The following is a 13444-nucleotide window of genomic DNA, read 5'->3' as shown; positions in this document are numbered from 1 at the left end:
TTAGGTTCGCGGAGTAGACCTGTGTTTGGGGGAGCGAGCTCGTCGGGGGTACACTCGACGAGTTGCCTGGCGAGGGACGAACAGTCCGTGATCGACGAGCTCCTTCAACAGGCGTGAGCATGTCCGCCTTCGTTGAAAGGAACCCCCATGGCAGACGTTGAAATCAAGGCCACAAAGCGCACCGAGTTCGGTAAGGGCGCATCGCGCCGCGCCCGTCGCGACGGCCAGACCCCCGCTGTGCTCTACGGGCACGGCTCCGAGCCGTTGCACCTGCTCCTGCCCGCGAAGGATCTGTTCCTGGCGCTGCGTACCGCGAACGCGCTGTTCCGTATCGAGGTTGAGGGCGAGGGGCAGCCGGTGCTCGCCCTGCCCAAGCAGGTGCAGCGTCACGTCATCCTGCCCGAGGTGGAGCACGTCGACTTCATTTTGGTGAAGGCCGGCCAGAAGGTGGCCGTGGAAGTTGCCGTCGTCATTACCGGCGAGCCGCAGCCTGGCCTCATCGTGAACCACGACCTCATCGCCGTCCCTGTGCTCGCGCCCGTTGCGGACATTCCGGAGCAGGTCGAGGCGTCGGTGGAAGGCCTCGAGGTGGGAGCCAACGTGCTCGTCTCCGACATCAAGTTCCCCGGCGACGTCGAGCCGGACATCGACACCGACACCCTCGTCGCTTCCATCGTGCTCCCGGACGAAGAGCCCGAGGAGCCCGAGGTTGAGGAAGAGAGCGAAGAGGCTGAGGGTGAAGCCACGGAGGAAGCGGCGGAGTGACCGACCGCTTGGTGCTTGTCGTCGGGCTTGGGAACCCAGGCCCGACGTACAGCCCCACCCGGCACAACGTCGGGTTCTGGGCCGTGTCGGACCTAGCGGACCGCCACGGCTCCTCCTTCTCCATCAACTCCCGAATGAAGGCGGAGGTCGCCACGTTCGTCCGGCCCGAAGCGAAATATGTGGTGGCCAAACCGACTACTTTCATGAATCTGTCTGGCGAGGCGGTCGGGGCGCTGGCGCGCTTCCACAAGGTGCAGCCCGCCGACGTGATCGCGGTGCACGACGAACTCGACCTCGACCCGCCGCACCTGCGCCTCAAGCTGGGTGGGGGAGACAACGGCCACAACGGCCTGAAATCCATTCGCGCGCACCTGGGCACCGGCGAATTTTACCGCGTGCGCGTCGGCATCGGCAGGCCGCCTGGGCGGCAGCCGTCGGCCGATTGGGTGCTCGCCAAGATGCGCCCGAAAGAACTCGACGAGATGCGCGTCGACGCCGCAGTGGCAGCTGACGCCGTCGAATACCTGGTGCAGCACGGCCTCGCAGCAGCGCAGAACAGGTTCAACTCCTGACCTCGACGCCGACGAGCGGGAGCCCGCCAAGCGCGCGTCGCCGTCGGAGCCAGGCTCTGGCCTTAGGTGGCAGTTCCGCGTCCGTCCATGGGCGCAAAACTGCCACCCAAGCTCCCACCTCAGGGGTTCAAGCCGCTGCCTGACGAGCGGACGTGCCCTGTTGCTAACCAACCCATAGGATGATGGCGTGAAGTTCCCCGGCATATTGCAAACCCTTTCGTCGGATCCGGCGCTTCGCAATACCCTCGACGACGTCCGCCGCCCGGGCGTCACAGCTCTGGATCTCTCGGCGGTACCTGCGTATTTCCCCTTCCTCACCGCTGCCATCGCGGAACAGGGGTCGACGGTGCTGGCGGTCACCTCCACCTACCGGGAGGCCGAGCAGCTCGTCGATGAGCTTGGCACGTGGCTGGGCAGCGACGAAGTGGCGTACTTTCCTGCCTGGGAAACGCTCCCGCACGAGCGTCTCTCACCGCGCGCGGACACCGTCGGTAAACGCCTCGCCGCTCTGCGCCGCATCGCCTCTGAGCGCCCGCCGCAGGTGGTCGTCGCGCCCGTGCGTTCCGTGCTGCAACCCCAAGTCAAAGGGCTGTCGCAGATGCAGCCCGTCACGCTCACCGTCGGGAAGGAATACGAGCTCACTGACGTGCAGCAGGCCCTCGTCGACGCCGCCTACTCGCGCGTCGACATGGTGGAGCGCCGCGGCGAGTTCGCGGTGCGAGGCGGCATCATCGACGTGTTCCCGCCCACCGCTGAGCACCCCTTCCGCGTCGATTTCTTCGGCGACGAAGTGGACGAGATCCGCACGTTCCACGTCGCCGATCAGCGCTCCACCGGCGACACCATCGACGAAGTCACCGCCGCGCCCTGCCGCGAGCTGCTGCTCACCGACGACGTCCGCGCCCGCGCCAAGGCCATCGCCGCAGAGCATCCCGAACTGGGCGACATGCTCGGCCGCATTGCGGAGGGGCAAGCCGTCGAGGGGATGGAGGCGCTCATCCCGGTGCTCGTCGACGGGGTCGAGCTGCTCGTCGACGTGCTGCCGCAGCGTTCGCTGGTGCTCGCCATCGCGCCCGAACTCATCCGCACCCGCGCGAGCGAGCTCGTCGCCACCAGCCGCGAATTCCTCGACGCCAGCTGGGCCGCGGCGGCGGGGGGAGGCACGTCGCCCATCGACCTCGAGGCGTCCGCCTACTGGGAGCTGGCCGACGTGCGCGATCACACGCTCGCACTCGGCCACAGGTGGTGGCAGCTGAGCCCCTTCCAATCCGACATCGACGACGAGTATTCCGCCGAAGGTGCGCACCACCGCAACTTGGACGTCGCACCCACCGAGGCCTTCCGTGGCAACTCCGACGCGGCGATCGAACACATCCGCGCCCGTGTCGCGGACGGCTGGCGCGTCGTGCTCATGGTGGAAGGCAAGGGCCTGGCCCAGCGCCTCGTCGAACTGTGCGCTGAGCAGGGGGTTCGCGCGTCGCTGGATACCCTCGACGGGGAACCCGCGGCTGGGAGCGTCTCCGTCGTTGTGGGGCGGGCCATGGCTGGTTGGCGTGCGGATGGGCCCCGGATTGAGCTGATCACGGCCAGCGAGCTCACGGGCCAGCAAGTCCGCGACCAGCAAGAGCGACGCCTCCCGCGCCGCCGCAAGAACCGCATCGAACCGCTCGAGCTGAAAAAGGGCGACCTCGTCGTCCACGAGCAGCACGGCGTGGGGCGCTTCGTCGAATCTGCGCAGCGCATCGTGCACGGCGCCGCGCGCGACTACCTCGTCATCGAGTACGCGCCGAGCAAGCGCGGACAGCCGGGGGATCGCCTATTCGTGCCGATGGATCAGCTCGACCAGCTCTCCCGCTACGTCGGCGCGGAGTCGCCGTCGCTCGACAAGATGGGCGGCGCCGACTGGACGAAACGCAAGGCGCGCGCCCGCAAGGCAGTGCGCGAGATTTCCGCGGAGCTCATCAAGCTGTACGCGGCGAGGCAGGCCACGAAGGGGCACGCCTTCGCGCCCGACAACGACTGGCAGCGTGAACTCGAGGACGCCTTCTCCTTCGTCGAAACCCCCGACCAGCTGTCGGCCATCGAGGAAGTGAAGCACGACATGGAATCCGTCGTGCCGATGGACCGCCTCATCTGCGGCGACGTCGGCTATGGCAAGACGGAAATCGCCGTGCGTGCCGCGTTCAAGGCGGTGCAAGACGGCAAGCAGGTGGCGGTGCTCGTGCCGACGACGCTGCTTGTCGGGCAGCATTATGAGACGTTCGCGTCGCGCTTCGCAGGGTTCCCCGTGCGGGTGGCGCAGCTCTCGCGATTCCAAACCGACGCGCAGGCCAAGCGCACCCTGGAAGACTTGGCGAAGGGCAAAGTCGACGTCATCATCGGCACCCATCGCCTGCTTGGCAAAGAGGTCGAGTTCAAAGATTTGGGCCTCGTCATCATCGACGAGGAGCAGCGCTTCGGCGTTGAACACAAGGAGCGCCTGAAGTCGATGCGGCTCAACGTCGACGTGCTCACGATGTCGGCCACCCCCATTCCGCGGACGCTCGAAACCTCCATCACGGGCATCCGCGAGATGTCCGTCATCGCCACCCCGCCGGAGGAACGCCACCCCGTGCTCACCTTCGCCGGCCCCTACGACGACGCGCAGGTGCGGGCGGCGATCCGTCGCGAACTCGCCCGCGAGGGCCAGGTGTTCTACGTGCACAACCGCGTGAGCACCATCGAGAAAACCGCCGCCCACCTGCGCGAAATCGTCCCCGAGGCGCGCATCGTCACCGCCCACGGGCAGATGAACGAGAAGCGCCTCGAGCAGGTGATGCTCGACTTCATGGAGCAGCGCGCCGACGTGCTGCTCGCGACGACCATCGTCGAAGCCGGCCTGAACATCCAGACGGCCAACACGCTCATCATCGACCGCGCCGACAACCTCGGCCTCTCCCAGATGCACCAGCTGCGCGGGCGCGTCGGGCGCTCCAGGGAGCGCGGCTATGCATACTTCCTGTACCCGACGGATCGCCCGCTGAGCGAGACTGCGCACGAGCGCCTCGCGACGATGGCCGCGAACACCGACCTCGGCGCCGGCATGTCCATCGCCATGCGCGACCTCGAACTGCGCGGCGCCGGCAACCTGCTGGGTGAAGACCAGTCGGGTCACATCGAGGGCGTCGGGTTTGACCTCTACTTACGCATGGTTGGCGAGGCGGTGCAGGCCTACCGCGGCGAGATGCCCGAGGCCGAGTCGCAGATGCGCATTGACATCCCTGTCGACGCGAACATCCCCGACGACTACATCAGCTCCGAGCGCTTGCGGCTCGAGATGTACAAGCAGGTGGCGGAAATCCGCTCCGACGAGGACATCGACGCCGCGCGCGCCGAGTTCCACGACCGTTACGGGGCGCCTCCCACGCAGGTGGAGAATCTGCTGGGCGTCGCGCACCTGCGCAACCTTGCCCGCAAGGCCGGGATCGAGGAGATCGCCCCGGCGGGGAAAGTGGTGCGGTTCGCCCCCGTCGAACTTCCCGAATCGCGCAAGCTCCGCCTGGAGCGGCTGTACCCGGGATCGAGGATCAAGCCCGGATACATCATGGTGCCGAAACCCGAGGGCGACTCTCTGCCCTGGGCGACGACGCTCGTCGAGCAAATCTTCGGCTGATGTCGGCGGCGGGCGTGAATCTGAGGTGCCTGGCGGCTGGTAGGGTACGGCACGTGAAGAAGTCTGCTTGGAAACCGCTGGTTGGTGTCGCTGCCGCGAGCCTGTTGCTCGTCGGGTGTGCGCACTCCCCGAACAACGCTGCTGTGGTAGGCAACGATGTGGTGAAGGCGGATGCCGTCACCGACGTGATGCAACAGTGCGGCGACTACGTCGGGCAGGTGCCGGAGAGCACTATCGCCGTGTATGCGGCCTTTGGCAAGCTGCTCGACCACGACGCGTTGAAGAACGCGGTTCCTCCCCGCGAGCAGATCGAAGAAACCATCCAGCAACAGCTGCCACAGTACGCGTCGAACAAGGTCTGCCACGACTTCATCGTCGGTCAGATGTCGTTCGACAACGCGCTCGGCCAACTGCAGCAGACGGTGTCGCCCGACGAGTTCACCGCCACGCTGAAGAGCCTCGTTGACGAGGTCGAACTGAACCCGCGGTACGGCGATCTGAAGTTGCAAAATGGGCAGATGGCCATCGACAGCGGCTCGCTGTCTGTGCCCGCCAAGTAAGTAAGTGCCTGACGACCAGCTGCAGCGGCTGCGCCAGATCATGGAGCAGCTTCGCACGGACTGCCCCTGGGACGCGGAGCAGACCCACGAGTCGCTGCTGAACCACCTCATCGAGGAAGCCTGCGAGGTGGTGGACGCCGTCGAGGAGGGCACCGACGACGACCTGCGCGAGGAGCTCGGCGACGTGCTCCTGCAGGTGTTTTTCCACTCCCGCATCGCCGAGGAGGAGGGGCGCTTCTCCATCGACGACGTGGCCCAAGGCATCGCTGACAAGCTCGTTCGCAGGCATCCGCACGTCTTTTCCAACGATCCTGCGCCCGCGGATATGTGGGCCAACTGGGAGCAACGCAAGGCCCAGGAGAAGGGCCGAACATCGGCGCTCGACGGCATCGCCCACTCGATGAGCGCGATTGCTCGTGCCCACAAGGTAGTTTCCCGTTCGCGCTCGCACGGCGTCGATATCGCGCTCCCAGACGCTCCGATTACCGAGGACGAGGTGGGGGAGCAGATCATCGCGCTCGTAGCGAGGGCGCAGGCGGGCGGCATCGACGCCGACGCGGCCGCACGCAAGGCCCTCCGGCGTCTCGAAACGCAAGTGCGCCAGGCGGAAACTGCAAAACTCGACAACAGCGACGCCAAACCCGGCGAAAACGCCTAGTTTGAGTCAACTGTTGTCGAGTTTTGCAGTTTCGTCGGCCAGCTCTGGTGCCTCGGAAGAAGGGCACTAGACTGGCGGTGTTCAACGCCAACATCCGAAGGGACTTCCATGGCTTACATCGAGTTCATCCAGGCTCGCGAAATTCTCGACTCCCGCGGCAACCCCACCATCGAGGTGGAGGTTGAGCTTGACTCCGGCGCACTCGGCCGCGCGGCTGTGCCGTCCGGCGCATCCACTGGCGCCTTCGAGGCCGTCGAGCTTCGCGACGGCGACAAGGGCCGTTACCTCGGCAAGGGTGTGCAGACCGCCGTCTCCAACGTCGGCGTGATTGCCGACGAAATCGAAGACTTCGACGCCAACGACCAGCGAGCCATCGACAACGCAATGCTTGAGCTCGACGGCACCGATAACAAGGGCAAGCTCGGCGCCAACGCCATCCTTGGTGTTTCGCTCGCCGTCGCCAAGGCTGCTGCCGACGAGGCCGAGCTCCCGCTGTACAAGTACATCGGTGGTCCTACCGCCAACGTGCTGCCCGTGCCGATGATGAACATCCTCAACGGTGGTTCGCACGCCGACTCCAACGTCGACATTCAGGAGTTCATGATCGCCCCCATCGGCGCCAACTCCTTCGCTGAAGCGCTGCGCATGGGCGCCGAGGTGTACCACGCGCTCAAGAAGGTGCTGAAGGATCGCGGCCTGTCCACTGGACTCGGCGACGAGGGCGGCTTCGCCCCGAACCTCGAGTCCAACCGCGAGGCGCTCGACCTCATCGTCGACGCCATCAAGGCTGCCGGCTTCAAGCCCGGCGAAGACATCGCCCTGGCCCTCGACGTGGCTGCCTCCGAGTTCTACGAGGACGGCTCCTACAACTTCGAGGGTGCCAAGAGAAGCCCTGAGGAAATGTCGGCCTACTACGAGGAACTCGTCGACGCCTACCCGCTGGTGTCCATCGAAGACCCGCTGAACGAGGAAGACTGGGACGGCTGGAAGACCCTCACCGACAAGATCGGCAAGAAGGTGCAGCTCGTGGGCGACGACCTGTTCGTCACCAACGTCACCCGCCTGCAGAAGGGCATCGACACCCACACCGCCAACTCGCTGCTCGTGAAGGTGAACCAGATCGGCTCGCTCACCGAGACCATCGACGCCGTCACCCTCGCGCACCGCAACGGCTACACGACGATGATGTCCCACCGCTCCGGTGAGACGGAGGACACCACCATCGCCGACCTCGCCGTCGCGCTTGGCTGTGGCCAGATCAAGTCCGGCGCACCGGCTCGCACCGACCGCGTCGCGAAGTACAACCAGCTGCTGCGCATCGAGGAAGACCTCGACGAGGCAGCGCACTACGCAGGCCGCGCGGCCTTCCCGCGTTTCAAGGCCTGAGCTGTTTCGCTGCACGCGTAGTATTGGCGCGTGGCGAAAACTAGTCCTGCAGGCAGTGGTCCGGGTCGCGGTACTCCGCGGTCCCGGACCACTGCGCGTCAGGAGCAGCGCGCGCACCGCGAGCGCTCCACGTCGACCGTAGAGAACGAGCCCGAGCACCCCGCGCACCCGACGACGACCTCCGCCAGCATGATGCGTGCTCGGGGCATCACCTGGCGACTGGTGGTGCTCACAGCGGCGGTGCTCGGCACCATGATTTTGCTCGGGCAGAGCCTGCGCATCTACTTCATCCAAGCCGGCCAGATTGCCGAAGAACGCGAGCGCATCGCCGTGACGAAGAAGACGATCGCGCAGCAAAAGGACGAGGTCGAGCGGTGGAGCGACCCGGAGTACGTGCGTGCGCAGGCGCGCGTTCGGTTGGGCTGGGTGATGCCTGGGGAGACGGGCTACCGCGTGATCGGTCCAAACGGGGAACCCGTCGACGGTTCCGAGACGGTGGGTTCTCTCGTCGAAGCATCCAAAGGCCCTTGGTACGAGCAGATGTGGACGTCGGTTCGGGTGGCGGATGCGCCTGCAGAAGATCCCGATTCGAAGCGCCTGGTTGACGACGATAGGGTGATCGGATTGGAGCCGGAGGGCGAGAGCCCGAAACCTTCATCGAAACCATCGTGAGGAAGGACGTCGTGGGAGTCACCGAAGAAGACCTCGCCGTCATGGCCGCGCAGCTCGGCCGTGAACCACGCGGATGCATCGACGTCGCCTGGCGCTGCCCGTGCGGCAAGCCCGCGGTGACGCGCACCGCGCCCCGGCTGCCGAACGGAACGCCGTTTCCCACCACCTACTACCTCACCTGCCCCCGTGCGGCGTCGATGATCGGCACGCTCGAGGCCTCCGGGCTGATGGCAGAGATGACTGAGCGCCTCCAGCACGACGAAAAGCTGGCCGCCAAGTACCGCGAGGCGCACGAATCGTATCTCGCCGACCGCGAAGCTCTCGGCCACGTCGAAGAGATCGACGGCAAGACCGCCGGTGGTATGCCTACCCGCGTGAAGTGCCTCCACGTGCTGGTGGCGCACGCCCTCGCCAAGGGGCCGGGCGTGAACCCGCTCGGCGACGAGGCGCTGGAGCTCCTGGGCGAGTTTTGGGAGAGGCCGTGCCGCGTGGAGACGAAGCAGTGAGCGGGCGTACCGTCGCGGGCATCGACTGCGGCACCAACTCCATCCGCCTGGTGATCTTTCGCGCCGACGGCGACGAGATTCGCGAGCTCGCGCGCGAGGTGCGGCTCGCCCGGCTTGGCCAGGGCGTCGACGCCACCGGCGAGTTTCACCCCGACGCGCTGGCGCGAACCTTCGCCATCTTCGACGAGTTCCGCGCACTCATCGACGCCCAAGGCGGGGCTGAGCTCAGGGTGGTTGCCACCTCCGCCGCTCGCGACGTCTCCAACCGCGGCGAGTTCGAGCGTGGCGCCCGCGAGCGGTTGGGCGTGGACGTCGAGATCATCTCCGGCGAGGAGGAGGCGCGGCTGTCGTCGCAGGGCGTGCTCTCGGGCGTCGAGGCCGAATCGCCGTCGCTCGTGATCGACATCGGTGGCGGCTCCACTGAACTCGTCCTGCTGCACGACCGCGAAGTGGCCCAAGCGGTGAGCCTCAACGTCGGAGCGGTTCGCATCCACGAACGATTCTTCCGCGCAGACCCCCCAACCCCCGACGAGGTCAGCGCGGCGCGCGCTTGGGCGGGCGAGCAGATCGATCACGCCGGCATCAACTTCGCCGAGGTCGCCACGGCGATCGGCGTGGCGGGCACGGTCACCAGCTTCGCGGCGCGCAAGCTCGGGCTGCTGCGCTACGAACGCGACGAGATCCACGAAACGCTTCTTACTCGCGACGACGTCGTCGCCAGCTGCGCCCACTGGCTCGCCACGAGGGCCGACGACATCGCACGCGAGCCGTGCATGCACCCGCTGCGCGCGCAGGTAATCGGGGCCGGAGCCATCATCCTCGACGAACTCTCCCGCCGGGTGCCGGGTGGCTCGATCCTCGTCAGCGAGACCGATATTCTCGACGGTGTGGCGCTCAGCATGCTCCACTAGAGATACGCCCTCGTAGCCCAACTGGCAGAGGCAGGCGGCTTAAACCCGCCCCAGTGCGGGTTCGAATCCCGTCGAGGGCACCGATGCGACAATGCAATATTAAGTGTCAAACAACGCTCGAGATTGCTTGGCTTTGCCGTTACCATGGCTATGGACGCACTCCGAAGGAAGAGAGCCAATGGCAAATCCCATTTTTGGTCGCGGTGAAGGGTTCATGAAGAACCAGCAGCCGCAGAGCTACCCCCAGACGGGTTACGGGCAGCCCGTCGGATACGCCCAGCCAGGCGGTCACCCGCAGCAAGACTACGGGCAGTACCCGCAGCAAGGGGCGTCATACGACCCGTACGCTCAGCAACCGTTCCAACAGCAGCAATACTCGCAGGCGCCCGCCGGCGGGGTGATGACGTACGACGACGTCATCGCGAAGACGGGCATCTCACTGGGTGCTGTGTTCCTCGTCGCCGCCGTCGCATATTTGTTCACGCCGCCAGAACTGACGTTGGGGCTGTGGATCGTCGGTGGACTGGGCGGCTTCATCACGGCCCTGGTCGTCTCGTTCAGGCGCAACATCGGGCCGGTCTCGCTGGGCATCTACGCCCTGTTCGAGGGCCTCTTCGTGGGCGCTATTTCTAAGTTCTTCGACATGATGTGGCCGGGCATCGTCATGACTGCCGTGCTCGCCACATTCGTCACCGCGGGTGTCACGCTCGCCGTCATGAAATTCGCCAACATTCGCTTGGGCGCCAAGTTTAAGCAGATGGTGGTCGTCGCCACCTTCGCCATCGCCGGCGTGATGCTGGTGAACCTGGTGCTGTACCTCCTCGGCGTCAACCTCGGCCTGCGCGCCGTCGGCCCCGGCGCTGGATGGCTCGCTATCGCCTTCTCACTGCTGGCCGTGGTGCTGGCAGTGTTCAACCTGGTGATGGACTTCGACGCGGTCCGCGTCGGCGTCGAGAGCCGCGCGCCCGCCAGCGAATCCTGGCGTGCAGCCTTCGGCATTACCGTCACCATGGTGTGGCTGTACGTCGAGATCCTGCGAATCGCCTCGTACTTCGCTTCGTCTGATTAATCTCCCCCGACGAGTCGACGCCGCTGCCAGCATCCGCGCTGGTGGCGGCGTCGTTGTTGCTGGATGTCAGGCCCACACCCACAGCTTGCGTGCGTACTGCGCGAGCAGCGTGCGGGAGCTGTTCGTCCAGTGGTGTTGCCGCCAGGATCGCAGCGGCACCCACTCGGCGATCTCGGTGGACCCTCCGATGTCATGCACGACGGGGTCGGTGGGATGCTCGCAGCGCCCGCCGTAAATGAAGCGCAGCGCGTGAAAGTCTTCCAGACGCCCGCTCAGCGAACGCCCGATCCAGTGCTCGGATTCGAGGGCGAGGAGACGGTCGATGATGATCGATTGCCCCGTTTCCTCGTAGATCTCGCGCAGTAACCCATCCGACGGCGACTCGCCCGGGTTGATGCCCCCACCAGGCAGCGCCCAAACCCCGGCCGCGTGCGACTGCGCGGAGTTCACAGTGCCGAGCAGACCCCGCTCTGAGAGAATCAGGGCGTAGGCGGCCTGGCGTTGCACCGGCACGAGCGTGTCTTCATTCGGGTCGACGTGCACCCTAAAGCGCACCTGCGGGCGGTTATCTGCGGGCACCACCTCGCGCACGAGAGCCTTGTAGACGATCTCGTCGTCAATCAGCTCTGCAGATAGGGGGCGCAGCTGCACGAAACCGCGATCGAAGAGCGTCACCGCGGGGTGGGCACCGTGCTCGACATGAAAGTCGACGACGGGGCCACCCACCGGGGTAGTCACTCCAACGACACGCATTCTTCAACCCTAGCTCTCGCCCCAAGCCTCACGGCCGGCGATGGACGCGCGAACAAGGCTGGAAGCTGGGTAGCATGAGTGCACATTGATCGGAGGGTCAGCATGGAGTTCAAAGACAGCGCGAGCATCGACCAGTCACGTGTGCGCTACGGAGGGTCGGGCCGCAGCGGAGGCGGGCGTCGAGGCGTCGCCGTTGGCGGTGGTGCAGGTGGATTGCTGCTCCTACTGCTGATCTTCCTTGGGCCGCAGCTCGGCATCGACCCCAGCGCTGTGATCGGTGGCGCACAGCCTCAGCAGCGAGGCGGAGCGTCGGGAAAGGTGACGAACAAACCCGAATGTAGGACGGGTGCCGACGTCGACCGCGACCCGGAGTGCCGCTGGCCCGCCTATGTGACGGCCATCGACGGGTTCTGGGAAACCCAGGTGCAGGGATACCGGCGAGCGGCAACACAGCTGTTTAGTGGGCGTGTTGAGACGGGATGTGGGGTCGCCAGCTCGCAGGTTGGCCCGTTCTACTGCCCCGCCGACAAGACGGTGTACATCGACACCGATTACATGGGCAAACTGCTCAACCAGCTCGGCGCTCAGGGCGGCTACGCCGCAGAGGCGTACATCATCGCCCACGAGTATGGGCACCACGTGCAAAACCTCACCGGCTCGCTCGCGAAGAGCCGCCAGGGCGCGCAGAAGGGCGCCAAGTCGGGCTCCGTCCGCGCGGAATTGCAAGCCGACTGCTACGCGGGCGTCTGGTTCCACCACACGATCCGCGACAAGAATTCGCTCATTGAGAACGTCACCCAGGACGACCTGAATCGCATCCTCGACGCTGCCCGCGCTGTCGGCGACGACCACATTCAGGAGCAATCCATGGGGCAGGTCATTCAAAATGAGTGGACGCACGGCTCCTCCGAGCAGCGTCAGCGCTGGCTGCACGCGGGCTTCCAGACAGGCGACGTGAACGCCTGCGACACCTTCAGCACCGACAACCTCTGACCTTCCCGACACCCGGTGCCCCGGAGCGCCCACCGGGTAGGGTCAGTTGTTCTTGAGCTCGTCGTCGAGGTTGTTCCCGGCCAGATCAGTGCGCACGGTGCCGGAGCCGCAGCGGATCGTCATGATCGGCTCCGGGCTCGCGGGAGGTTGCGAGACGATGAGCTCGCAGGCGTCCTGGGCGTTCTTGCGGGCGTTGGACATCGCGAGCACGGCCGATACTGGGTCGATGCGCGATGCCTTGAAACGCAGCTCCTCGGTGGTGCTCTCCTTGCGGGTCTCGAAGGTGGGCACATGGTCTTTGCGGATGCGGGTTACTACCTCGTCGCCGTCGATGGCGAACGCCCAATAGCCGCGCTCCTTGCTGAAGCCGAATTGGGTGATGTACTGGTCGCCGGCGGTGACCGCGGCCAGGCCGGCTGCTACGTCGCTCGGCAGCGTCACTCCGATGGTGGGGACGGGCGTGGCGTCGCTCAGGAAAAACACGGTGACCGTCTCGGGCCGTGACGAGATGGATTGCGTGATGGCGGCGCGGCCGTACTCCTGGATTTGGTAGACGAGCTGACCCTTCACGCCGAGCCGCTCTGCGTGCTGGAACATGGTGCCGAGCTTGTCGAGCGGGAAATCGGCCGGAGAGAAGGTGTTTTGCTGTAGGTATTGGAAGTCGGTGGTGGCTGCGTCGAGGGTGCCGTTCGACCACTGATAGGCGATGGGTTTGTCGTCGGCGCCGAGGGCGATGAGCGTGGCCGATGTGGGGGTGACGTCGAGCTTCAGTGCCGGGCGGTGGTGCGCGAGCTTGTCGAGGGCCTGCACCACGCGCAGCGCGTTGTCGCCGTCGGTGAGCTTCCCCGTGATCTGTAGTGGCCGAGGGAGCGCCGTCGGATCGACGGAGGGGGAGGGGGCTGTCTCTTATACACATCTGACGCTGCCGACGATTCGCCACCGGTGTA

The 13444-nt window shown here is 65.8% G+C and carries 13 protein-coding genes and 1 tRNA gene; 12 read left to right on the top strand and 2 right to left on the bottom strand.

Annotation, left to right across the window (positions count from 1 at the left end):
- Positions 1-147 precede the first annotated feature (147 nt).
- From Q0X61_RS02415 to Q0X61_RS02365, 11 genes are all read left to right on the top strand, one after another.
- Positions 148-765 (top strand): 50S ribosomal protein L25/general stress protein Ctc, encoded by a 618-nt coding sequence (locus Q0X61_RS02415; protein WP_297739980.1) that lies wholly within the window; start codon positions 148-150, stop codon positions 763-765.
- Entirely contained in the window at positions 762-1337 is a 576-nt protein-coding gene (gene pth / locus Q0X61_RS02410; protein WP_297739978.1) for an aminoacyl-tRNA hydrolase, read from the top strand. Before Q0X61_RS02415 ends, pth begins: the two co-directional genes overlap by 4 nt.
- A gap of 187 nt (positions 1338-1524) precedes the next feature.
- On the top strand, positions 1525-4989 hold the full coding sequence (mfd, locus tag Q0X61_RS02405; protein ID WP_297739976.1) for a transcription-repair coupling factor: 3465 nt from the start codon (positions 1525-1527) through the stop codon (positions 4987-4989).
- A gap of 53 nt (positions 4990-5042) precedes the next feature.
- On the top strand, positions 5043-5549 hold the full coding sequence (locus Q0X61_RS02400; protein WP_297739974.1) for a hypothetical protein: 507 nt from the start codon (positions 5043-5045) through the stop codon (positions 5547-5549).
- Positions 5550-5589: 40 nt separating this feature from the next.
- Positions 5590-6207 (top strand): MazG family protein, encoded by a 618-nt coding sequence (locus tag Q0X61_RS02395; protein ID WP_297740068.1) that lies wholly within the window; start codon positions 5590-5592, stop codon positions 6205-6207.
- 108 nt (positions 6208-6315) lie between these two features.
- Positions 6316-7593: a phosphopyruvate hydratase gene (gene eno / locus Q0X61_RS02390; protein ID WP_297739972.1), complete on the top strand. Its 1278-nt coding sequence runs from the start codon at positions 6316-6318 to the stop codon at positions 7591-7593.
- A gap of 30 nt (positions 7594-7623) precedes the next feature.
- Positions 7624-8265 carry a septum formation initiator family protein gene (locus Q0X61_RS02385; protein ID WP_297739970.1) on the top strand — a complete coding sequence of 214 codons (642 nt, stop codon included), beginning with the start codon at positions 7624-7626 and terminating at the stop codon, positions 8263-8265.
- Between the two features lie 41 nt (positions 8266-8306).
- On the top strand, positions 8307-8771 hold the full coding sequence (locus Q0X61_RS02380) for a DUF501 domain-containing protein (RefSeq protein ID WP_297740066.1): 465 nt from the start codon (positions 8307-8309) through the stop codon (positions 8769-8771).
- On the top strand, positions 8747-9682 hold the full coding sequence (locus tag Q0X61_RS02375) for a Ppx/GppA phosphatase family protein (protein WP_297739968.1): 936 nt from the start codon (positions 8747-8749) through the stop codon (positions 9680-9682). The genes Q0X61_RS02380 and Q0X61_RS02375 overlap by 25 nt, the downstream gene beginning before the upstream one ends.
- A 6-nt stretch (positions 9683-9688) precedes the next feature.
- Positions 9689-9762 (top strand) — tRNA-Leu (locus tag Q0X61_RS02370).
- A gap of 98 nt (positions 9763-9860) precedes the next feature.
- The gene (locus tag Q0X61_RS02365; RefSeq protein WP_297739966.1) at positions 9861-10751 is read left to right on the top strand and encodes a Bax inhibitor-1/YccA family protein; all 891 of its coding nucleotides are present in this window, start codon (positions 9861-9863) and stop codon (positions 10749-10751) included.
- Positions 10752-10817: 66 nt separating this feature from the next.
- Here the strand turns inward: Q0X61_RS02365 and Q0X61_RS02360 are convergent, their stop codons facing one another.
- Positions 10818-11504 carry an NUDIX hydrolase gene (locus Q0X61_RS02360; RefSeq protein WP_297739964.1) on the bottom strand — a complete coding sequence of 229 codons (687 nt, stop codon included), beginning with the start codon at positions 11502-11504 and terminating at the stop codon, positions 10818-10820.
- 102 nt (positions 11505-11606) lie between these two features.
- On the opposite strand from Q0X61_RS02360, the gene Q0X61_RS02355 reads away from it, so the two are divergent.
- Complete coding sequence (locus Q0X61_RS02355) at positions 11607-12497, top strand: neutral zinc metallopeptidase (RefSeq protein WP_297739962.1); 891 nt, start codon at positions 11607-11609, stop codon at positions 12495-12497.
- Positions 12498-12539: 42 nt separating this feature from the next.
- On the opposite strand, the gene Q0X61_RS02350 is transcribed toward Q0X61_RS02355, so the two are convergent.
- Positions 12540-13310 carry a hypothetical protein gene (locus tag Q0X61_RS02350; protein ID WP_297739960.1) on the bottom strand — a complete coding sequence of 257 codons (771 nt, stop codon included), beginning with the start codon at positions 13308-13310 and terminating at the stop codon, positions 12540-12542.
- Positions 13311-13444 lie beyond the last annotated feature (134 nt).

Origin of the sequence: uncultured Tessaracoccus sp., assembly GCF_947255005.1 — a bacterium.
GTDB lineage: Bacteria > Actinomycetota > Actinomycetes > Propionibacteriales > Propionibacteriaceae > Arachnia.
The sequence above is the reverse complement of the archived record's forward strand: the minus strand, read 5'-3'. Positions and strand labels throughout refer to the sequence as shown.